The sequence below is a fragment of the Asticcacaulis sp. P2_B1 genome (genome assembly GCF_056404915.1).
Map to the genome: position 1 here is coordinate 183,586 of NZ_JBFUDD010000014.1, position 21,938 is coordinate 205,523.

Consider the following 21,938-nt stretch of genomic DNA (forward strand, 5'->3'; position numbering starts at 1 on the left):
CATATGACCGCATATTGTGGCGACGCTATGCAGTAGTCAAGGCGCTGCATAGCACAGCTAAAAACATTGAATTATAACAGTTTTTAGAAATTAATGCAGTGGGTCGATATACGGTAATAGGTGGCCGTTAGCCGATCATGGCGGCGACGAGCCTGCGGACTTCGCGGCGGCTGAACAGGGGCTGGGCCGGCTTTGGTTTGGCGGGTGTGGTGTGGGTAGGGCGCTGGGGCGCGTGGGTGGTTTGGGTATAGGTATTCATAATAGTCCTCGGCCGCCGGTTTTTTCCGGACGGTCTTTCTTGTGGTAGGCGATTGGTAACAATAGCCGGATGCAGCCTTGGCCGATGCCAGGGCGATCAAACTGGATATGAGGAGAAACTCGCTCTGCACGCGGCGCGTGCCTTGGCAGGTGTTCGTAAACCCGCCGGATTATCGTCGTTGACGAGGGTTATATAGACGGTGTTTGGGGAAAAAGCAAGTTGCGTGTGAAACGATTGGTGCTCGGCACTTCCTAAGCCTTTTCTGCGAATAGATGAAGGAGTGCGGTTTCTCAACTACTCAAGTTTACGAAATTCGCTAACAGATAAATTTCGACAAATAATTGCTTAATAATTAGTTAATGATATTTGTTTTCCAATTCGTTTGGAGTGTTGGCGCGTAGAATTTGGCGCACTGGCATCAGCATGGCTTGATGGAAAATCCATCTGCGGAGACAAAATTTTATGGCCGACCAATTTGGAAACAAGGCCAGCTCGTCACCAATTGGAGAGCAAAAAGACGTCGACCGCCTTTTAATAAATTTGCTGGACGAACACAAAGAGGATTCCGATTTTTGGAGCTCAAAGGCGCGCGATAGGACGGACAGCGCGCATTGTTTATTTCAATATCCAGCGATGATGGTACCTGTTGTTCAACGCCGCCTCTTACAAGTGTTATTGGAGGCGCAACCGAATATAAATTCCCTTTATGATCCCTTTGTAGGCTCCGGAACTTCATTGGTGGCCGGTATGTCCTTTGGGTTAAACACATTCGGCAACGATATAAACCCGCTTGCGATACTGATCAGTCGCGTGAGAACTTCGCAATCGATAAACTTAAACATTGATCAGGCTTGTAAAGATGTAGCAAGGATAGCCCGGGAAGATAAGCTATCGACAATTGAAACTGATATGAAAGCGGTAGAAAAGTGGTTTAAGCCCGAAGTCGCTCGGGAGTTATCCAGTCTCCGCCGAGTGATAAGAAGGTTTGATGACCTTTGGATTCGCCGTTTTCTGTGGGTGACACTGGCAGAAACCGTACGTCTCACGAGCAATGACCGAACGTCTACTTATAAGCTGCACACTCGAGCGGCGCCAGAAATTGAACGTCGGGTGTTATCTCCAATTTCAATGTTTCGGGAAATTGGCGAACGTAGCATCAAGAGCTTACTGGCGTTTAGGCATAGTTTGGGCGAAAATAACCTCCTGAAAAAAGGACGCTACGTTTCCGAAACTCACGTCCAACTTGCCGATATTCGGACTGATCTGTCGCAAGATTGGAACCAACAAAAGCCGTTCGACTTGCTCATGACATCTCCTCCCTACGGCGATAATAGGACGACTGTTACTTATGGTCAGCATTCCTATTTGCCATTGAACTGGATCGACTTCGCTGACATCGATCCTAGAGTTGATTTAGGTGCGCTGCGTAGCACTGCAGAAATAGATGCCAGGAGCTTGGGGGGGCGTCTGCGGAAAATACCTGACGCTTTGGATGCGTTATTCGAAGCATCCCCCRGCCTAAAAAAAATATCGGAGAAACTACCCTTGGCCCCCAATGACGCTCGAACAAGATTGCTAAGCTTTTATGCAGATTTTTCGGAAAGCTTGAACAGTATTTCGTCACTCTTGGCTACGAACGCTTATATGGTATGGACTGTGGGAAATCGTAGCCTCGCTGGCAACCTAGTTCCCACCGACGAAATACTGGGTGAACTTTTAGAAGCTAGGGGGTGCGCTATTCTTACTTGCTTATCTCGACAGATTCACCACAAACGAATGCCTAGTAGAAATGACAGCACATCGACAATGCGAGAAGAGAAAATTGTTGTCGCGAGATCAAACGGAGCCGAATTATCTCAATCTGATCTTATTGTAGAAAGATTTCGGAAATTAAGAAATTCACGGAACTATCTATATCCAAGGTAGTGTTGTCAAATCTGATGTTTGGCTGAAGACATGAGCCTAAATTATACGTATCAATACAAAATTGTTCGTCATCTCGATCGAACTGCTGAATCTGAGTTGTAGTAATATCAGCCCGCGACCGCATTGAAACTCTCGCGGCACGTTGTTCGTAACTTGTCTGCAAACAAACCATTTTTAAGCCGCTCAGGTCTTTGAGCGTGGACAATACGTAATTGAGATATCTTCCTTCAACTAAACATATACCTTTTTGCGCCGCCACCCATTCCTTTGTTTCTTCGTCTATGGCTCGATGGTGATCTGAGGAAAGTTGCGCAAAAGAAATACCCAGAGACTTAGCGCATAATTTTACCGCTTCGCCGCACTCACGTAGCGGGACTTTCAATTTGGAGGCCATCGCTCTCGCGACCGACGTCTTGCCGGTTCCGGAGCCTCCATAGATTGCTATTATCATTGCCTCTGGAATACGCATATCTGTTCCAATGCCTCCCTCCCTAGTCTGTCGGAAACCCGCCTTCGTGATGGCGTGCGGCTTTTCGGCCCCCATATGAGTTTAAAATTTGGATTTGTTTTAGTTAGAACAGATTCAACTGTCCCACCAAACGCTCTTGATTCACCAATTATAAGGGCGCAGTAGGCTCCCGGACGCATTACCCTAGACATTTCGTTTAGGCATCTGCTCATGTCGTCCAGATATTCGGCGAGGATCGATTGCCTGCTCCTTTTGAACCGCGCGCCAATCTCATCGCCTCTATCTGAGGAAATATCCCACCCCTTCCACATGTAAGTCAAACGATGTGATTTGGCGTAGTCAATCATGCCGATGTAGGGGGGGGAAGTAATTATGCAATCGACAGATTCATCTCTAAACGGCATGCATCTAGCATCATGCCGAATCGTCAAATGCCTTGCATTCATTGGGTGAAATAGGTCATGAGCGGTCTGAAATTTAATCAGTTCATATTGGAAGAACGCCGCGGCCGAATGATATTTTTTTAATTTTGGAATGACGTTGTCTGCAACCCAGCCCCAATGGTGACGACGAGGCAATCCTGTCGACGTCACTGACTCGCCCGGCGAAGCGCAGGCAAACAACGTATTGGAAAATATGATTTCTAAGAGAGGCCGGACTGAGTGATTACAGATTGAAATCAATTCATTGATAAATCCTAGTTCACCAAGTGTGTCTTTAGAATACCAATCCTCCAAGCCTGTACCGAGTAAAGACTGTGGACGAGATTCTGGTAAAGCTAAGTACGCTAAGATTGCTGCAATATCAGTTCTTGATGGCGGAGATGAAGCTATGGCGAGCTTTGTTGACGCCAAAAAAGTGCACATTTCTAAACGATCAGCAGAAATGATGTCACGGCCGACCTTAATTGCTTCAAGTGCTGTTGTTCCGCTGCCACCAAATGGATCGAGCACGATATCTCCAGGCAACGACAAAATTTGCATTAAGTATGCCGGGATTTGAGGAATAAAGTTACCAGCAAACCAATGCATGCCGTGAAGCGTGTCGGCATCCACCTTCGATCGAGGAAAATCCCAATTCACTCGATTTAAGCGTTCTATGATGTTGTCGTTGTCTAGCTTTTTAGCATTCAAAGTAAGCACAACTGACTATCTACGCCTTCCGCTATCTTGTGATAAGGACCGATCTCCCGAGTATTAAAAAATTCTTCGGCTACAGAAATGATTTCAGCAGTTTCCTTAATGCTAAAGCGTTTGGCAGAGCCGTTTCCAAATAGCCATTGGTTTGATGAAGTTCCCATCACCAGAGTGTCGCCGTTATCCAACTGGATATTGAGCTTTCTATTGCGTTTATCTTTTATACCATATGCGAAACAATGCCGGCCCAACCGCTCAGTTATCAATTGTGAAAATGCTAGGAGCTTTGGAAAGCTGGGACGAGCGCCTTCGAACCAATGAAGTGGTGAAATGTCCCACAGTTCCCCACATAGCCACCGCTCGGTCGTTCCAGAAATTCTATGATCTACCGAAGAAAGCATTTTGGCCAAAAATTCATGGTCGGTCATACTCCAGTCAACGTCCGCAAGCACGCCGGTCTGAATGGCATTCACGGCCGCAGACAAAAGCATAATCTTGCCAGCAAAATCATACTCCGCAGGCATCAGCATTGAATAGACTTCAGAACGGAGATCGACCCATGCTGCGAGTGCTTCAGTGGCATTTGATGCAAATATTGGAGTTCCGGTATTGCTATCCACACCAGTGATAGATCGCGCTAAATGTAACGGTACTTTCTTGTCGATTGCCATACCAATATGATGTGCCACGCGAAAGACGTTGTCGATATTATCGATATCGATATCGCCAGAGATAACTTTCCCGTAACGCCCTTTACCCCGGATATTATCAACAATGACTTTTATTAGTTCATCATCATCGTTGCCAGCGACGCGACGCGCCCATTCCGGAAGCCCGGTTGGACGTCCGAAAAGAATTTGTCTACTAGTGCCACCCAGATCATCAGGAGCATTTCCGGAAATAATTTCAGCCAGCTTTTCTTCGTGATTAAAGCTTGTCCCTGCGAACTGATAGGCCTCTTCAACTAGATGGCCAAACGCTGTAATGGCCCAGTCGTGAAGTGCCGCAGCAGCAACAAGACCTGTTCGTTCAATATGAAGCAGGCGTTTTGTAACCCCTAACTCGGTTGCCAAATGTGCTACGCCCAATATGTGCTCGTAGCGCGACGAATTGGCTATTCCGGGCATGCTCAACGAGTCGATATTCGAAAGGCGGACGTGTCTAAGCCTTTGAATTATCGGCGTTGAAATAAGCGTTGCCAGATCATCATCAAATGAGATCGAGCCGTATAGCGCATCAAAGACGCTTCGGATTGCCATAACGAGGCACCYTACACTACGGAGGGGACTTTCGAAGGTCAACGTTTACGCTAGCATAGGAGGACAGGATTCTCCAATCACCTTCGTCGGGAGAAACCTCAGAAAAGACAGTGAACATACCACCCCACAGTCTTTCGGACGGCATTACATGTCTAAGGAATACACGGTATTGCTCGGAAGATTCCAGATCCGCCAAAGCGTACATGTTTTCGTAAATGACGGCCGTCGGTTTGCGGGGAGCACGGGGGGCTGACTGTTTCTTGACCGCGTTAAATGCTTTTCCGGACGCTGAGTGAATGCCCGCGTAACTAATTCCCGACTTCAGGCACTTAACGCCATGATCATTGGTAATTTTGTGCGTGGCCTTATCATATATGGAATCAACAAACCCGAAGTGAGGGGTATAAGCATCAACAACGATGATTTGGCTTGCGAACTGAGCAAGGTCGCTACCCGAGGCGCGTAATTGTTGGGACAAATATTCGATAAATTCAATTGGATGACGTGAAGCGGTCATATATTGCACGTAGTTGCCGCCCTTCAAAAACTCAACGGCTAACAATGCCAGTGCATCGTTGGCCTGGTCGTGACGATCGAGCGCGATCGCCATGGAGACAACTTTGGCGCCGACATGTGCGGGCGACATAGATGCGTTTGGAAAGGTTGCGGATATAGCGGCACGAATATTGTCAATAGAAGCGGGGGGTATATCTATGGCGTTATATTCATATAGTTTGTTGCTGGATAATTTTCGCCACAGCCTTTTCAATGTGCGAAGGGCGCCCGTATGCTTGAGAGAAATGCTATCATTTAATTGAATAAATCTTCTTGATATTCTCATTACTTGCATAAAGGACATGCCAAATGCGAACAGAAGTATAAGTGATCCTAAATAAAGTGGGAAACGCCAAGTTGTGACGGCTGCCAGTGCGTCAAATCCCCCTCCCAACAGTGACCATAAAAAAATTCCGAAAGCTTTATTGATGATGTATGGAGCTTTTCTTTCACTGCCAACCAGCGTGTAGACACTTACAATAAATGCCAGCAACGCGGCCGTAGCCCCCAGAACTGCCCACGCGGCCGTCGGTACATCTGACGGCGCCACCGACAGATAGATCGTTTTAAGTGAAACCCAGATTCCGTAAAAAAACTTGGCTATATCGTTACCCATTGAAATTCTCCAGCGTCTCGATCCGAACAGTGTGAACTTCAATCAAGTTGGCTAGCGCAACAGAGGCTTTGATCGCGCTATTCCATTTGTGTATCTGTGCTGCAAGGACATCGGGTGTAAGTTCAATGTTTTGCACTTGCTGAAGACACTTTTGTTCTAGCGCGTGCGGAGTGAGCCCGGCAGCTATGAGCTCGGCTTCAACGTCGGAGCGCGACCCTACCGCATACACAGGCAAATCTAATGTTATGCCGTAGGCAGCCAGCGTATTTGATAACGTTTCGACAGCTAACGGTGTTTGCTCCGGCCAGGTATTCTGGTAGCCGGCGTAACCGAATGACAGCCTTTCTGCGCCTAACGCAAACGCTGTAATCGCGCCAACGACAACATATCCATGATGACAAGGCAGGCAAGTCTTTTGATAGAATGACGTGTCGGTCATAAGTTCTCTCGGTTGGCGAATTAATCGCCATTCGGTCTGCGGAGGGAGAATGCGTTTCAACTCTAGCAGTCGCTTTTTCACCGAGTTTATTCCCACCAAGTGGTCCGAACAGATGGTGACGAGGGTCTGGGACATTGATCTTTCATTTAGGCGCACGACCGCTGCCGTCGAGTCTCGCCCGCCAGAAAACATGGAAACACAATGATTTAGCAATTTGCGGCCTATGTGCGGCGTCGATTATCTTAACTCACTACGACGATTCAGCGCAATATCTGCCATAAGTTGTTTCGGAGCAATGGTTAGCTCCCGTCCATTGCACGAAACTTACCAGATAGGCGCTCGCATGATTGATCCGATCTGTCCCACCGACAAACAATTGCATCAGCCAACAAGTCTTCTCGGTCGGGTGCATGTCGGCATCGTGACGCGAGGTCGCCCTAACCAGATCGTGGGCTGGGCGCACCTAGGATTTTAGGCATGCCATATCGTTGGGGCGGTCTCATGCTTTGCGGCGATGGTCGTCTGGGTAGCGGCCGATAGCTATCGTTGCCATATACAGCAGAAGACGTGGGGACACAGCCCCCACACCCCATAACTTAAATCACTCCGCCGGCACGGCCGGTACGTCGATCTCCGAACCCAGCTCTTTGAATTTCTGCGACATCTGCTGCATGCCGATTTCAGCCTCGAGGTCGAGCTTTTCGTTGTCGGTCATGTTGGAAGCGTAGTCGCGGACCTCCTGGCTGATCTTCATCGAACAGAACTTCGGGCCGCACATCGAACAGAAGTGCGCCGTCTTGTGGGCTTCCTTGGGCAAGGTCTCGTCGTGGAAGGCGCGCGCCGTTTCCGGGTCGAGGCCAAGGTTGAACTGATCTTCCCAGCGGAATTCGAAACGCGCCCGGCTCATGGCGTCGTCCCACATGCGCGCACCCGGATGGCCCTTGGCGAGGTCGGCGGCGTGGGCGGCGATCTTGTAGGCGATGACGCCGTCCTTGACATCCTTGCGGTCGGGCAGGCCGAGATGTTCCTTGGGCGTGACGTAGCACAGCATGGCCGTGCCGTACCAACCGATCATGGCGGCGCCGATGGCGGACGTAATGTGGTCGTAGCCCGGCGCGATATCGGTGGTCAAAGGCCCCAAGGTGTAGAAGGGGGCTTCGCCACAGGTCTTCAGCTGCTTATCCATATTGGCCTTGATCTTGTGCATCGGCACGTGGCCGGGGCCTTCGATCATGACCTGGACGCCCTTGGCCCAGGCGACTTTCGTCAGTTCGCCCAGGGTGTCGAGTTCGGCGAATTGCGCGGCATCATTGGCGTCGGCGATCGATCCCGGGCGCAGACCGTCACCGAGCGAGAAGGAGACATCATAGGCGCGCATGATGTCGCAGATTTCTTCGAAGTGGGTGTAGAGGAAGTTTTCCTTGTGGTGGGCCAGGCACCACTTGGCCATGATCGATCCGCCGCGCGAAACGATGCCGGTGACGCGCTTGGCGGTCAGGTGGATATAGGCCAGGCGCACGCCGGCATGGATGGTGAAATAGTCGACGCCCTGTTGCGCCTGCTCTATCAGGGTGTCGCGATAGACTTCCCAGGTCAGGTCCTCGGCGACGCCATTGACCTTTTCCAGCGCCTGGTAGATGGGCACGGTACCGATCGGCGCCGGCGAATTGCGGATGATCCATTCGCGGATATTGTGGATATTGCGGCCGGTCGACAGATCCATGACATTGTCGGCGCCCCAGCGGATGGCCCAGACCATCTTTTCGACCTCTTCTTCCATGGAAGAGGTGACGGCGGAATTGCCGATATTGGCGTTGATCTTGACCAGGAAGTTGCGGCCGATGATCATCGGCTCAACTTCGGGGTGGTTGATATTGGCCGGGATGATGGCGCGGCCGCGGGCGACTTCGGAGCGGACGAATTCCGGCGTGACATAGTCGGGGATCTCGGCGCCGAAATCCTCGCCATCGCGCAGGTGTTCGCCGAGTTCAGCCCGGCCCAATTCTTGACGACGAAGGTTTTCGCGGATGGCGATGTATTCCATTTCCGGCGTGATGATCCCGTTGCGGGCATATTCATATTGGGTGACGGATTTGCCGTCCTTGGCGCGTAGGACCTTGGGGAGATTGGGGAATTGCGGGGCCAGGGCGCCGGCCGAAACATTGCCATTGTCTTCGGGTTTGACTTCGCGCGATTCGATGTGTTCGACGTCCCCGCGGGCGCTGATCCAGGCTTCGCGCAGGCGCGGCAGGCCTTGTTCGATATTGGGCGTGAAGCTCGCATCCGTGTAAGGGCCGGACGAATCGTAGACGGTCAGCGGCGGTTCCTTGGCCGACTCGTGCAGGCTGATTTCGCGGAACGGGACGCGGATGTCGGGGAAGAGGCGGCCGGGTTCATAAACCTTGGTCGAGCCGGGAAGGGGGGTGTTGGCGACCTTGATCGGTTCGCGGATAAGGGGTTTGTTCATGGCGCAAGTCCTGTGTTGGGCAAAGGATTTGCGCGGGTTTACGGGCGTGAGGTGCCCGTCAAAACATCCACTTCCCTTCGCCGGCATGATCCGGATCAGGTTCGACGGGTTTTATCTCAGCCCCTTACAGGACACCCCGGTGAACTCAATAACTGCGGCGGAGCATAGGCGTGTTGGTGGCGAGGTCAAGGGGGGAAAGTGTCATTCGGAGCGTCCCCCCATCGTGGGCGGGAAGTTTTTCGCCATCGCAGCCTGTTGAGCGTTTCTCCAATCTGGCAAAGCCTCGCCGCATATAGATAGCGGTATTATAGTGCCTATTCTATTTCGCGGGACTTCCATTCGGAGTGCGGGTTTCTCCGAAAAGTGGCCACATCTACTCCGAATGCCCTCGCCAGCCCTCGCAAAGCGACCAGCGTTTCTTGCTTAATGCCGTGCGCGCCGTTAAGGATGATATTTCCTCGAATCCCGTAGCGTACCGCATGACCGAAGCCACCGACCAAGACGCCTATGATCCGCTGACCCCGGCGCCGGCGGAGAAACGCAGCCTGACCGGACGGGATGCCTTTGCCCTGTGGTTCAGTCTCGGCATCGGCTTGCTGGTCTTGCAGGGCGGGTCGTACCTGGTGCCGGGATTGAGCCTGGGCGCGGCCTTGGTGGCGATTGTCATCGGCAGCGCGGCCGGGGCGGTGTTGCTGGCTTTGGCCGGTGTCGTCGGCGCCGATACGGGATTGGCGACGATCGCGGCGTTGCGGCCGACCTTGGGCATACGCGGGGCTTCGGTGGCGGCGGTGCTCAATATCATCCAATTGGTCGGGTGGGGGGCGTTCGAGATCATCGCCATGCGCGATGCCGCCAACACCTTGTCCAACAACACATTCCATATGACCCAGCCCGTCGTCTGGACCCTGGTCTTCGGCGTTGCGGCGACCGGCTTGGCCGTTCTGGGGCCACTCAGCTTCGTGCGCAAGTTCCTGCGCCATTGGGGGCTGTGGCTGTTGCTGGCCGGCGCTGCGTGGATGACCTATGCCTTGTTGTCGAGCCATGATTTGATGGCCGAATTCGCACGCCCCGGTGATGGGTCTCTGGGCTTCGGCGCTGGCATCGATATCGTTGTCGCCATGCCGCTGAGCTGGTTGCCGCTGATTGCCGATTACAGCCGGTTCGGCAAGACGCCGGGCGCCATGTTCAAAGGCAGCGCCGGCGGTTATGTGTTGGCCAATATCTGGTTTTACGCGCTGGGGGCCGCCTATGCGTTGATGGCCAGGGACGACCCGCAGGGCATGTTATTGTCGGCCCTGGCGACGACGGGCGGCGGATTGGCGTTGTTGCTGATCCTGATCGATGAAACCGACAATGTCTTTGCCGATATCTTTTCGGCGGCGACATCGACCGCGACCTTGTTTTCCTTTTCGGTCAAGCATTTGGTGATCCTGTTCGGCGTGCTGTGCACCGGGATCGCCCTGTTCGTGCCGATGACCAGTTTCGTCAATTTCCTGCTGATGATCGGGGCGGTATTCACGCCGCTCTATGGCGTGTTGCTGGTTGACCATTTTATCGTGCGCAAACGCCGGATCGTGGCTCACGATATCCGCAATCCGATCGGCGTTTATCGCTATGTCGGTGGCTTGCATCTGACGGCGTTTGCCGCCTGGGCCATGGGCATCGCCATCTATTATTATTTCGTCAGTTTCCTGCCGGCCGTGGGCGCTACCTTGCCGGCGTTTTTCGCCGCGGCCTTCGGTTATTGGGCATTGCAGAAGACGTTTTCAGCCGTGTGATACCGGCGGCGAGGTCGACGGGCCTTTGAGCTCCAGGCGGTTGCCTTCCGGGTCTTCGAGATAGATGCTGGGGCCTTCGCCGTCGGCGCCGTAACGGTTGCCGACCTCGGCCACGATGCCGTGCGTGAACAGGCGGGCCAGGATGTGTTTCTCATTCCATGGCGAAACGCGGAAACAGACGTGATCGACATTGTGGCCGGCTGGCTTTTCCGCGACAGGGACCAAGTCGATCAGCGAGGTGCCGACGCGCAGCTGGTACAGCGGCACCTGTTCCTGGAACTGTTCGAATTGGGCGCCCAGGACGTCCATGTAAAACTTCGCGGCGCGTTCGAGATCGGTGACGCGAAAGACGACGTGGTCGATATTTTGAATCCGGATCATGCCCGAATTATAGGCAAGGCAGGTGGTTTAGGCCACTGGAATGTCGAGCTCGAAGTCCTGACGGATGCGCATTTTCAGGTCGTCCATGTCGCTGGCGAGTTGGGTGGCGATTTCCGGCGTCAGGACCTGGCGGGCCTTGGTAAAGACCTCGCCTTCCTCCTCCCCAACATGGTGGGTGACGGCGTGTTTCAGTTCGCCGAATTTCTCCAGCCAGAATTCGCTGCTGATCGGCGTGTCGTGCAGGGTTTCCAGCAATTCCATGACCTCATGGTGCTCGTGCGTCGCATGCTGCACCTTGTCGACCAGATTGGCGTCCTGAGCCGCCCGGGCCAGGGTGGCGTAGAATGTGCGTTCTTCGGCGGCGTTGTGAATGGCGAGTTCGGTGCGGATCTGTTCGAACATGGTGGCGCGCACCGCGGGCAGGCGGATCGATAACAGGTCGTCCATCAGGCCGGCCACTTTGCGATGGTCCCTGACGATATAGGCATAGATATCCATGGTAGCCTCCTGCATGCATGAAGGCATGAGGCTGTCGCAATCTTCATAACGAAGATATGCCGAAGCATGCCGCGAAGATAAGGAAATTATCAAGGCCGTATTTCGGGGCCGTATTTGGGGGCCGTATTCAGGGCCAGGTTTTCAGGAATGGGGGTGCGGACCGCCGCCGGTGACGACCTTGTCGCCCTCTTTCAGGTCGTAGCTTTGCACGACGGTGAAGGCGCCGTCGCTGGCGCCGACCCGGACGGGAATGGCGACGGGTTTGCCGCGGCTTAACAGGTAGACGACACCGCGGCCGGCGCCGACCCCGGCGCTGCCGATTTGGACATAGGCGAGTTCCAGTTTCGCCTGCTGGTCCTTGGTCAGGAGGGGGCGGATCTGGTCGAAGGCGATGCGCATGGTGTCGCGCAGGATCTTGCGGCGTTGATCGCCGGTCGCCGTGCCGTAATGGCGTTCGGCGTCGTCGCGCGCTGCGTCGAGGACGGGCTCGATCTGGCGGCGTTGGTCGGTCGTGAGGTCGAGCGATTGCAGCAGGGAGGCGTTGTGGGAGCTGCCCGACGTGCCCTGGGAACGGCGGGTGGTGGTCGTGCTTGTGCTGATACCCGAAAGTTTGCCGCGCGGATCGTAGGGGGTGAAGGCCAGGGCGGCGACGGGCACTTTCAGGACATCGTGGGTGGCGCCGACATCGCCCAATTCGACGGGCGCCAATTGATAGGGATTGGCCGGCGGCTTCGGCCAGAACAGCCAGGTTATCGCCAGCATGGTCAGGAGCGCCGCGGTCCAGCCGGCGACTTTGCGCGGCGACAGTTTGGCCCGCAGCGACATTTTTGGAATAAGGGAATCTCCGGCCATGGTGGCTGTATAAAAGCAGATCACGGCGCATTTATGAAATAAAAAACGCACTCCGCCCGGTCGCTGCGAGAGTGTTATCCACAGCCTGTGGAAAATTAGCCGCGCATTAATGAGTTCATCGTAAAGTTGACGTGCACGGCATGATGCCGGTAGGAGTGACGTTCGAAGAAACCATGCCCTATACAGTTATCGCCGCGACGGTTGTTTCACTGGGCGCCCTAGGTTTGACGGGGTGCAGTGAGTTGGGGATGTGCAGCAAGGAAAGCCTGTCGACCGCTGACTCGCCGGATGGCCGTTACAGCGTTGAGTTGGTTTCCGCCGATTGTGTCGGGACGTCCAAGGCGCGCTGGGTGGTGATGAAGAAGCTGGCCGGTGCGTTTCACGACAGCAAGTCGGTGGCCATTTTCGATGATTCCGATCCCGACGTCGATTTGAGGATCTCGGTCAAATGGGTGGAGAGCGATAAGGTGATCATCCATACGCATGGCGCCAAGGTGTGGTCGTTCCAGCCCAATTGGCATGACGTGAAGATTATGGAGAAGTAGGGCAGGGCAAAGCCAGCTCCATTTCCCGAACATCTCCAAGTCCGCAGGACCTGGCAGGGGCGGCCACCAGGCGCCGCCCGAAGCGGCGCTCTTCACATTTCCAAGTCCGGAGGACTTGGCAAGGGCGACCGCCCGCCGTCGCCGATGCGACGTATCTCTTATGAAAAATGTATACGTATTCAAGTTCCCTTAGCGGGCGGGACGTGGCACGCTGACGCTAACGCACCATAAATTCAGGGATCAGGCTTATGAAAATGTTCAATGCCGGCCGGGCTTTTGCCTGCGCTGTTTCCGCGTTCGCCCTTTCCATGGCCTTTAGCGCCGGTGCGCAAAGTATCGATGTTTCGCCGGTTGCCGCGACCAATACCCAGAGTTCCCTGCCGGCCAATTGGAACAAGGACGCCGCATTTTATGAGATCTTCGTGCGCTCGTTCAAGGACAGCGACGGCGATGGCATCGGCGATTTCAACGGCATCACCTCGCAGCTCGATTACTTGAAGAGCCTGGGCGTGACCGGGATATGGCTGATGCCGATGATGCCGAGCGAGGATCATGATCACGGCTATGCGGTCAATGACTATCGCGCTGTCGAGCCGGATTATGGCACCATGGCCGATTTCGAAACCTTCGTTCAGGAAGCGCACAAGCGCGGCATCGGGATTATTCTGGATTTTGTGATTAATCACGCGGGCAGCGGCAACGCCATCTTCCGCGACGCCGCGTCGTCGAAGACAAGTCCCTATCGCGATTGGTTCGTTTTTGCCGACAAGAATCCCGGTTGGTATGACGCCAAGTTACGCGGCCAGGATGGACGGTTCTGGAACGATCCGTGGATCCCCGTGAGCAAGACCGTTCCTGGCGGGCAGGGGCTCTATTACGGGGTGTTTTCGACCCAGATGCCCGACTGGAATTTGAGGAATCCCAAGGTGGTGAGCTATATCGAGGATTCGATGCGGTTCTGGATGAATAAGGGTGTCGACGGCTTCCGTTTCGATGCCGTGACCATGTTGTTGGAGGATGGGCCCAGATCCTACTTCAACAACCCGAAAAACCCGGCCATCGTGGCGCAATTGAACGACGTCGTGCAGTCCTACGATAACCGCTACCTGGTGTGCGAAGCTTCCGAAGGTCAGGAAATGTACATGGGGGCCTGTAACGCGTTTGCCTATGGGATGCAGGACTTTATCAAGGACAGTGCGCGCAAGGGTGTTTTGGCCGAGGGCCTGGTCAAGCAGCTTCAGTCGCCCAATCGCGACAAGATGCCTTTGGCTTTGCAGAGCCATGACTCCTATGTCGGCGATCGTTTGATCGACCAATTCGGTGTCGGCGATGAAGCCGATTACAGGGTGTCGGCGGCGATCTCGATCCTGGCGTCGCGCAACCCGTTTTCCTATTACGGCGAGGAAATCGGCATGAGCAATGGCGGGGTGTTCAATGACCCCGGCATCCGTTCACCGATGAGTTGGACGGGGGAGCGCCATACCGGCGGGTTTACGACGGGCAAGCCGTATCGCTCGCTGGCCATCAATGTCGGCAGCATGAATGTGGCCAGTGAAGCCGGCGATCCGGCGTCACTGCTGGAGGCTTATCGCGCGCTGTACAATGTGCGGCGTCAGTATCCGGTCATCGGTTACGGCGATATGAAGCTGCAATCGAAGGCGGGGGACGCAAGTTTGGTGTTCACGCGATCGGATGGCACGGATAGGGCGGCGGTGCTGGTCAACCTGACCGACCAGGCGCATTCGCTCAGCGTTGATACGGGCGTGGCCAATGCGTCGTTCAGCCAGGCTCTGGTGAAGACTGGGGATGCCGCCGGTGCGCCGGTCGCCAGTGGGAGCGACGGGCGCATAGCGGTGGTGGTGCCGGCCAAGTCGGCGGCGGTTTATGTGCCGGTGAAGTAGGGATGATTATTCCGACGCTCAGGGTGAAGGCGATGTGGGAGTCCGTCGCCTTTTATACGGAGGTGCTGGATTTCGAGTTGGAAGGGACTTGGCCTGAAGCGGGGGATCCGTCCTTCAGCGTGCTGAGGCGGCGAGGGGACGAACTGCATCTTTCGAGCCACGGCGGCGATGGTACGTTTGGCCAGGCCGTTGTGGTGCTGACGGAGGATGTGGAAGGGTTGTGGGCCTTTTACCGCGGCAGTGGGCTTGATATTTCTGGCAAGTCGGGCTCACCCGTGCACCAGGGCCCGACCGACCAGAGCTGGGGCACACGGGAATTCTATGTTGACGATCCGAATGGCCACACGATCAGGTTCGTTCAGCGCTAAGGTTCTATACGGCGCCGGATAATGCCCGTCCAGGTCAAGACCGTCAGGGAGGTCAGGACCCAACCGATCATTGTCAGGAGCGCCTTGGCAAGGTTCCACCAGAAACTTCGCGGTGAAATTTCGCAAACCGCCTTTTGGTTCAGATCAAGGCCGGGAACGATCATATCGAGTGCATATAAGGGCGCCTGAATGTGCCTGCCGCAGGGGACGTCTGTTACCCCGGACGCGTCGGAAAGAGGTAAATAGTCTTCGGGAATTGATGAGGCAGGATTATTCAGCCTCAATTGAGACGACACAGGTTGAGGCTTTAAGACCAAAATACCTACTCCACCGACGACGGTAGATTCGTGCTTTGGTGAAGCAGGCCAAAAATGGTTCATCGCTGTACTGTTAATTTGTATGCCATCATTGGCGCAGGAGATGAACACGGTAACGGCGGCAATGTACAAGCAGTATGTGATGGAGGCACTGATTGGACTCAGGCCCCACCTGAAGCAAAGATCGAATGGATAGAGTGGCCATTGGAAAGGATTGCGCAGGCCGCCATTGATACGCCGTTCGCTGCGCAATTTTTGCACTAAAACATCGTCGGCAGCTTCCAAGAGACCGTTTTGCTTAAGTACGTGTGACAAGGTGTCGAATGGCGAAGGGGCGTAATTTTCTCTATCTAACTTCACTTCATATTTGCCGCCGGTATAGCGCAGATATTGCATGTTGAGCCATGATTGCCAGTGGCGGGCGTTTGATTTCTTGCGAGACAGAAAGGACAGGAATTTATTTTTTTTAGCCCCGCCTATAAGATTGGTGATCGTTTCATCATGGTCTTTGATGTTGTTGTAAAGTTTTTGACCTTCGGCATCCTCTTTCAACAAGGATTCAATATCATCTTCGCTTTTGAAGCGGCCGTATGTGAATCCCTCCAGTCTAAGCCTGAATTGGCTTCCGTAGCGTAGGTCACCGTCATTGTTGAAGTCCGAAATAACATTGGCATGGGAGTTTATCAGGTCGATTGTCGTCGGAACTAGTTTCGGCTTCTTGTCTGTGCCAATGTCGTAAGGTTCACCGCCTGAAATCTTGATAAGGAATGCGCTTCTCACCTGAGCACCTCGAAAGCGAAGTCCGCGCTGCAGGAATGCATCACGCAAGTCGAAATTATTTTGAATAATGGCGCCGGACAGGTCAATTCGGCCGGTAGCGTGGAATTTGATCGTCCCACGGATATCGTTTCGCGTGTCGTTGGGGCCGCACATCAATAGCTTGCCGCCGACGTGCAAATTTGGCGCAATAATTTCGCCATCAACAAACGCGCCTGACATGTCTAGATCAAGTCCGACCTGGGCGTCGTGCAATTGCACCGAGGCGTCAGATTTGAAGATTTCGCGAAAATTCTTGTTGTACCCCATACGGCAATAACCTGCGACGTGCATGCCTTTGGCGCTGATGCCTTTCTTAAGTTGCGCGCCTTGCATATCAAGATCGCCGCTTATCCTCACTTCATCGAGTACGACAGCTTCCTTGGCCGTCAAGTGGGCGTGCATGCGCCGCCCCTCATACTCAAATACCCCCATGACGACATCAACTTCGATGTGGGAGTTGGAGGCGTCGAACATGCCGGCGAAGTTCGCCCCTTTGCAGTCCAGGTTCCCGCCAATGCGCGCGCCACGTAATTCTATAGGACCCGTGCAAATAAACGGCAGGATCCTCGCGTGACCTATTTCAACGCCGTGGTAGGCGCAAAAGCTCACCTCGCCCTGAGTCTTTAGTAAATTGCCATGAATGGACCCTTTGATGTCGGCGCCATTCATCCGCAGGCTGGCGGTGAGATTGGCATTGAAAAAGCGGAATTCTCCGATACCGTGAAAACGTACACAATCGCCTTCTTCTTCAGCTGGGCGTGAATCGAGAGCAACACGGCCTTCGATGTGGGCATTGCTGACGTCGAAAGCGTACATTTCTTCCGCTGTGATGGTCGCGCCATGCGCCTGGATCGATCCCTTCACCGTCGCGCCGTTCAGATTAACCCCACCGTAGCATTCGAAGTCGGGAAACAGCCTGATGTCACCTTCCACTCGGGCTTCGGCCAGATCCAGGGCGTAGCGGGCGCGCGTAGAATATTTGGTATAACCGGGGCGGGCAGGGGCCATGACCAACTTGGCACGGCGCGCATCAATGCCGTCTTCGATATGAGCGCCACGCAGACCGAAGCGGCAAAGCTTGCGTTGCTGGCATCCGTCCATGGTTCCAGCGGATTCGACTTCGCGAATATCGAGCTGGCCACTGATATAGGCGTTGTGAGCTATCACCAGACTGATTTTCGAACCCAGTAGGCAAAGCCGGCGCAGACGTGCCGATCTCAGGCCTATCGTGCCAGGGATATAGCAACGCTCCATGGAGAGGCGGGGGAGTTCGTCGCCGTTTGGCATGCAGCCGTAGTCGAGATTGAGCAGGTCGCCAAAAACGTGTGCGCACACCAGGCGCACGCCTGGGCCCGGCACGACGACAATTTCAGGCTCACCCTCTGGATCTACGAGTAACGGCAATCCAAGGATCAAGCGTCGCAATCTTTCCACGCGGATGAGGGCGCCGGGCATGCCATCGCTTTTCATTTTGTGTGCGAAGCTGGCCTCATCACCTCGTTTGGTCGCCATGACGAGAAACAGCTCGTCATCATTTAAATCCATATCTTCCATGCACCACCCCGTGTCTTTTGCTGCAATTAACCATAGGGTTGCGGATTTGGCGCGCAAAAAACAACGTATACGGACGTTGAAGGGCGGTTTTGACGGTTCGCGTCGCAATTAAATCACGGTCTGCTATGGGATTTAGCGCGACATCCTGCTTGACGCTTTGGAATCCTTCCTCTATAGCCCGCGGACCATTTTCGAGGTGGGGCTTTAGGGCTTCGTCTTGATGTGAATATATGCAAGGGGCTGTGTCCCCGCCGTAACCTCCATAGCGCAGGTTGCGGCTTTTGCGTTTATATGCATCGGGCCTCAAGAATAGCCTAGCCGTTCCAGCCCGGAACTCCTGAAACCTATGATCGCCCGGCCAAACGGCACAGGTCATAAAGAAGAAAGCCATCGAGTACGATGCCCACAGTCAACCAGCTTATCCGTAAGCCCCGCCAGCCGAAGCCCAAGCGCAACAAGGTGCCCGCCCTGAAGGGTTGCCCCCAGCGTCGCGGCGTTTGCACGCGCGTCTATACCACCACGCCGAAGAAGCCGAACTCCGCGCTGCGTAAGGTCGCCAAGGTGCGCCTGACCTCGCAGATCGAAGCCGTTTGCTATATCCCCGGCGAAGGTCACAACCTGCAAGAACACTCCGTGGTTCTGATCCGCGGCGGCCGCGTCAAGGATTTGCCCGGCGTCCGTTATCACATCCTGCGCGGCGTGCTCGACACGCAAGGCGTCAAGAACCGTAAGCAACGCCGTTCGCACTACGGCACGAAGCGTCCTAAGTAAGGAAAAGACATATGTCCCGTCGTCACCGCGCAGAGAAGCGCGACGTTTTGCCGGATCCCAAGTTCGGCGATCTGGTCGTCACCAAGTTCATGAACTACGTCATGTACGAAGGCAAAAAGGCTGTTGCCGAAAACATCATCTATGGTGCTTTCGACATCCTGGTTGCCAAGAAGAAGGACGCTACCGCGATCGAAACCTTCCACGCCGCGCTCGACAATGTCGCGCCGTCGATCGAAGTCCGTTCGCGTCGCGTCGGCGGCGCCACCTATCAGGTGCCCGTCGAAGTCCGTCCGGACCGCCGCCGCGCCCTGGCCATCCGCTGGCTGGTCAATGCCGCGCGCAAGCGTGGTGAGAACACCATGACCGAAAAGCTGGCCGCCGAGCTGCTCGACGCCGCCAACAACCGCGGCACCGCTGTCAAGAAGCGTGAAGACACGCACAAGATGGCTGAAGCCAACCGCGCCTTCTCCCACTATCGTTGGTAAGGCTTGGTCCGGCAGTTCGCTGTCGCCAAAATATTGCTTTCAAGCGCGGGCGGTTTGAGCTAAACCGCCCGCGCTGCTTGCAACTGAAATCATTAAATCGACATATCGACCGAAAGTTTTGAGGCTCTCCCATGCCCCGCAGTCATAAGATTGAAGACTACCGTAACTTCGGCATCATGGCCCACATCGATGCCGGCAAGACCACGACCACCGAGCGCATCCTGTATTATACGGGCAAGAGCCACAAGATCGGTGAAGTTCACGACGGCGCCGCCACCATGGACTGGATGGAGCAGGAGCAGGAGCGTGGCATCACTATCACGTCCGCCGCGACGACCACCTTCTGGCTGGGCAAGCGCCTGAACATCATCGACACGCCAGGCCACGTCGACTTCACCATCGAAGTCGAGCGCAATCTGCGCGTCCTCGACGGCGCGGTCGCCGTTCTCGACGGCAATGCCGGTGTCGAGCCGCAAACCGAAACCGTTTGGCGCCAGGCTGACAAGTACAAGGTGCCGCGCATCGTGTTCGTCAACAAGATGGACAAGATCGGCGCCGACTTCGACAAGTCCGTGCAGTCGATCCGCGACCGTCTGGGCGCCAAGGCTGTGCCGATCCAATTCCCGATCGGTTCGGAAAACTCGCTGAGCGGCCTGGTCGACCTGGTCCGCATGAAGGCGGTTGTCTGGGATAACGACGCCCTGGGCGCCAATTATCGCGACGAAGAAATCCCCGCCGACCTGCTGGAAAAGGCCAAGGAAGCGCGTCAGTACCTGATCGACAACTCGGTCGAGCTCGACGACGAAGCCATGGAAGCCTATCTCGATGGCCAGGAGCCGTCGGAAGAAGTGCTGAAGAAGTGCATCCGCAAGGCCGTGCTCAACGCCGCCTTCTATCCGATCCTGTGCGGTTCGGCCTTCAAGAACAAGGGCGTGCAAACCCTGCTCGACGCGGTTGTCGATTACCTGCCGTCGCCGTCCGACGTGCCGCCGACCCACGGCATCGACTACAAGACCGAAGAAGACGTGGTCCGCAAGGCTTCGGACGATGAACCGCTCGCCATGCTCGCCTTCAAGATCATGGACGACCCGTTCGTCGGTTCGCTGACCTTCTGCCGCCTGTATTCCGGCAAGCTGGAAACCGGCCAGGGCCTGCTCAACACGACGCGCGAAAAGAAAGAGCGTGTCGGCCGTATGTTGCTCATGCACTCGAACGACCGTCAGGACATCAAGGAAGCCTATGCCGGCGACATCGTCGCCCTGGCCGGCCTCAAGGACACCCGCACGGGCGATACCCTGTGCGATCCGATGAAGTCGCCTGTCATCCTGGAACGCATGGAATTCCCGGCCCCGGTTATCGAAATCGCCGTCGAGCCCAAGTCGAAGGCCGACCAGGAAAAGCTGGGCGTTGCCCTGGCCAAGCTGGCGTCCGAAGATCCGTCCTTCACCGTTTCGACCGACTTCGAGTCGGGCCAGACGATCCTGAAGGGCATGGGCGAACTGCACCTCGACATCAAGATCGACATCCTGAAGCGCACCTACAAGGTGGAAGCCAATATCGGCGCGCCGCAGGTTGCCTATCGTGAATCGATCACCCGCAAGGCCGAGATCGACTACACCCACAAGAAGCAAACCGGTGGTACGGGCCAGTTCGCCCGCGTCATGATCACTTTCGAACCCGGTGAACCCGGTTCGGGCTTCATCTTCGAATCCGCCATCGTCGGTGGCGCGGTGCCGAAGGAATACATCCCGGGCGTCGAAAAGGGTCTGGAATCGTCGAAGGAAAACGGTCTGCTGGCCGGCTTCCCGCTGATCGACTTCAAGGCCACTCTGACGGACGGCAAGTTCCACGACGTCGACTCCTCGGTCCTCGCCTTTGAAATCGCGGCTCGCGCCGCCTTCAAGGAACTGCGTGAAAAGGGCGGTCCCCGCCTGCTGGAACCGATCATGAAGGTCGAAGTCGTGACGCCGGAAGAATACCTCGGTTCGGTTATCGGCGATCTCAACGGCCGTCGTGGCATGATCCAGGGTCAGGACATGCGCGGTAACGCCATCGTCGTCGACGCCTTCGTGCCGTTGGCCAACATGTTCGGTTACGTGAACACTCTGCGCGGTATGTCGCAAGGCCGCGCCCAGTTCTCGATGACCTATGACCACTACGAGCCCGTGCCGCAGCACGTCGCCGACGAAGTGATCAAGAAGTACGCCTAAGAAACTTGGCCCGTGACATATTGTGTGTTACGGGCCTCCTCCATTTACCAATCAACCCCTAAGCATTGAAGGTCCGCCACGGCGGAGATGAAACATGGCCAAGGAAAAATTCAACCGCAATAAGCCTCACTGCAACATCGGCACCATCGGTCACGTCGACCATGGCAAGACGACTTTGACGGCAGCGATCACGATCACGCTGGCCAAGACCGGCGGGGCGACCGCGAAGAACTATGCCGACATCGACGCTGCTCCGGAAGAAAAGGCCCGCGGCATCACGATCAACACGGCGCACGTCGAATACGAAACCGCCAACCGTCACTATGCCCACGT

Annotated in this window: 20 protein-coding genes and 1 riboswitch; of the genes, 9 read left to right on the forward strand and 11 right to left on the reverse strand. The window is 54.9% G+C overall.

The window, feature by feature from the left end; translation table 11 throughout:
• Positions 1 to 127: 127 nt before the first annotated feature.
• Complete coding sequence (locus AC1DX3_RS21240) at positions 128 to 259, reverse strand: hypothetical protein (protein ID WP_476991344.1); 132 nt, start codon at positions 257 to 259, stop codon at positions 128 to 130.
• Positions 260 to 721: 462 nt separating this feature from the next.
• Here AC1DX3_RS21240 and AC1DX3_RS21245 point away from each other — a divergent pair, with 462 nt between their 5' ends.
• Entirely contained in the window at positions 722 to 2,185 is a 1,464-nt protein-coding gene (locus AC1DX3_RS21245; protein ID WP_476991345.1) for a TRM11 family methyltransferase, read from the forward strand.
• Here AC1DX3_RS21245 and AC1DX3_RS21250 read toward each other — a convergent pair.
• From AC1DX3_RS21250 to thiC, 6 genes are all read right to left on the reverse strand, one after another.
• Entirely contained in the window at positions 2,127 to 2,654 is a 528-nt protein-coding gene (locus AC1DX3_RS21250) for an AAA family ATPase (protein WP_476991346.1), read from the reverse strand. The genes AC1DX3_RS21245 and AC1DX3_RS21250 overlap by 59 nt on opposite strands.
• Complete coding sequence (locus AC1DX3_RS21255) at positions 2,633 to 3,796, reverse strand: DNA methyltransferase (RefSeq protein ID WP_476991347.1); 1,164 nt, start codon at positions 3,794 to 3,796, stop codon at positions 2,633 to 2,635. The genes AC1DX3_RS21250 and AC1DX3_RS21255 overlap by 22 nt, the downstream gene beginning before the upstream one ends.
• Positions 3,784 to 5,049, reverse strand: a complete 1,266-nt coding sequence (locus AC1DX3_RS21260; protein WP_476991348.1) for an HD domain-containing protein — start codon at positions 5,047 to 5,049, stop codon at positions 3,784 to 3,786. The genes AC1DX3_RS21255 and AC1DX3_RS21260 overlap by 13 nt, the downstream gene beginning before the upstream one ends.
• Positions 5,050 to 5,065: 16 nt before the next feature.
• Positions 5,066 to 6,220 carry a hypothetical protein gene (locus tag AC1DX3_RS21265; protein ID WP_476991349.1) on the reverse strand — a complete coding sequence of 385 codons (1,155 nt, stop codon included), beginning with the start codon at positions 6,218 to 6,220 and terminating at the stop codon, positions 5,066 to 5,068.
• On the reverse strand, positions 6,213 to 6,794 hold the full coding sequence (locus AC1DX3_RS21270) for a hypothetical protein (protein WP_476991350.1): 582 nt from the start codon (positions 6,792 to 6,794) through the stop codon (positions 6,213 to 6,215). Before AC1DX3_RS21270 ends, AC1DX3_RS21265 begins: the two co-directional genes overlap by 8 nt.
• Positions 6,795 to 7,260: 466 nt before the next feature.
• Positions 7,261 to 9,126: a phosphomethylpyrimidine synthase ThiC gene (gene thiC, locus AC1DX3_RS21275; protein WP_476991351.1), complete on the reverse strand. Its 1,866-nt coding sequence runs from the start codon at positions 9,124 to 9,126 to the stop codon at positions 7,261 to 7,263.
• A 55-nt stretch (positions 9,127 to 9,181) separates the two neighbouring features.
• Positions 9,182 to 9,275: riboswitch (TPP riboswitch) on the reverse strand.
• A 330-nt stretch (positions 9,276 to 9,605) separates the two neighbouring features.
• Between thiC and cytX the strand changes: the two genes are divergently transcribed.
• Entirely contained in the window at positions 9,606 to 10,904 is a 1,299-nt protein-coding gene (gene cytX, locus AC1DX3_RS21280; protein WP_476991352.1) for a putative hydroxymethylpyrimidine transporter CytX, read from the forward strand.
• Here the strand turns inward: cytX and AC1DX3_RS21285 are convergent.
• The 3 genes from AC1DX3_RS21285 to AC1DX3_RS21295 all read right to left on the reverse strand — a co-directional run bounded on the left by AC1DX3_RS21285 (position 10,893) and on the right by AC1DX3_RS21295 (position 12,635).
• Positions 10,893 to 11,285, reverse strand: coding sequence for a VOC family protein (locus AC1DX3_RS21285; RefSeq protein ID WP_476991353.1), 393 nt, complete (start codon positions 11,283 to 11,285; stop codon positions 10,893 to 10,895). The two genes, cytX and AC1DX3_RS21285, sit on opposite strands and share 12 nt — an antisense overlap.
• Before the next feature lie 27 nt (positions 11,286 to 11,312).
• A complete protein-coding gene (locus tag AC1DX3_RS21290; protein WP_476991354.1) occupies positions 11,313 to 11,783 on the reverse strand; it encodes a hemerythrin domain-containing protein in 471 nt (156 codons plus the stop codon).
• A 141-nt stretch (positions 11,784 to 11,924) separates the two neighbouring features.
• Positions 11,925 to 12,635: a hypothetical protein gene (locus AC1DX3_RS21295; RefSeq protein WP_476991355.1), complete on the reverse strand. Its 711-nt coding sequence runs from the start codon at positions 12,633 to 12,635 to the stop codon at positions 11,925 to 11,927.
• 173 nt (positions 12,636 to 12,808) lie between these two features.
• Between AC1DX3_RS21295 and AC1DX3_RS21300 the strand changes: the two genes are divergently transcribed.
• The 3 genes from AC1DX3_RS21300 to AC1DX3_RS21310 all read left to right on the forward strand — a co-directional run bounded on the left by AC1DX3_RS21300 (position 12,809) and on the right by AC1DX3_RS21310 (position 15,449).
• A complete protein-coding gene (locus AC1DX3_RS21300) occupies positions 12,809 to 13,180 on the forward strand; it encodes a hypothetical protein (protein WP_476991356.1) in 372 nt (123 codons plus the stop codon).
• A 248-nt stretch (positions 13,181 to 13,428) separates the two neighbouring features.
• Positions 13,429 to 15,081 (forward strand): alpha-amylase family glycosyl hydrolase, encoded by a 1,653-nt coding sequence (locus tag AC1DX3_RS21305; protein ID WP_476991357.1) that lies wholly within the window; start codon positions 13,429 to 13,431, stop codon positions 15,079 to 15,081.
• Between the two features lie 2 nt (positions 15,082 to 15,083).
• Positions 15,084 to 15,449: a glyoxalase superfamily protein gene (locus tag AC1DX3_RS21310; RefSeq protein WP_476991358.1), complete on the forward strand. Its 366-nt coding sequence runs from the start codon at positions 15,084 to 15,086 to the stop codon at positions 15,447 to 15,449.
• On the opposite strand, the gene AC1DX3_RS21315 is transcribed toward AC1DX3_RS21310, so the two are convergent.
• On the reverse strand, positions 15,446 to 18,139 hold the full coding sequence (locus tag AC1DX3_RS21315) for a hypothetical protein (RefSeq protein ID WP_476991359.1): 2,694 nt from the start codon (positions 18,137 to 18,139) through the stop codon (positions 15,446 to 15,448). The two genes, AC1DX3_RS21310 and AC1DX3_RS21315, sit on opposite strands and share 4 nt — an antisense overlap.
• Before the next feature lie 399 nt (positions 18,140 to 18,538).
• Between AC1DX3_RS21315 and rpsL the strand changes: the two genes are divergently transcribed.
• The 4 genes from rpsL to AC1DX3_RS21335 form a co-directional block, all read left to right on the forward strand.
• On the forward strand, positions 18,539 to 18,910 hold the full coding sequence (gene rpsL / locus AC1DX3_RS21320) for a 30S ribosomal protein S12 (RefSeq protein WP_023448264.1): 372 nt from the start codon (positions 18,539 to 18,541) through the stop codon (positions 18,908 to 18,910).
• An 11-nt stretch (positions 18,911 to 18,921) separates the two neighbouring features.
• Positions 18,922 to 19,395, forward strand: coding sequence for a 30S ribosomal protein S7 (rpsG, locus tag AC1DX3_RS21325; protein WP_476991360.1), 474 nt, complete (start codon positions 18,922 to 18,924; stop codon positions 19,393 to 19,395).
• 131 nt (positions 19,396 to 19,526) lie between these two features.
• Positions 19,527 to 21,605: an elongation factor G gene (fusA, locus tag AC1DX3_RS21330; RefSeq protein WP_476991361.1), complete on the forward strand. Its 2,079-nt coding sequence runs from the start codon at positions 19,527 to 19,529 to the stop codon at positions 21,603 to 21,605.
• A gap of 94 nt (positions 21,606 to 21,699) precedes the next feature.
• The coding region (locus AC1DX3_RS21335; protein ID WP_476991362.1) for a GTP-binding protein at positions 21,700 to 21,938 on the forward strand (239 nt) is incomplete at its 3' end.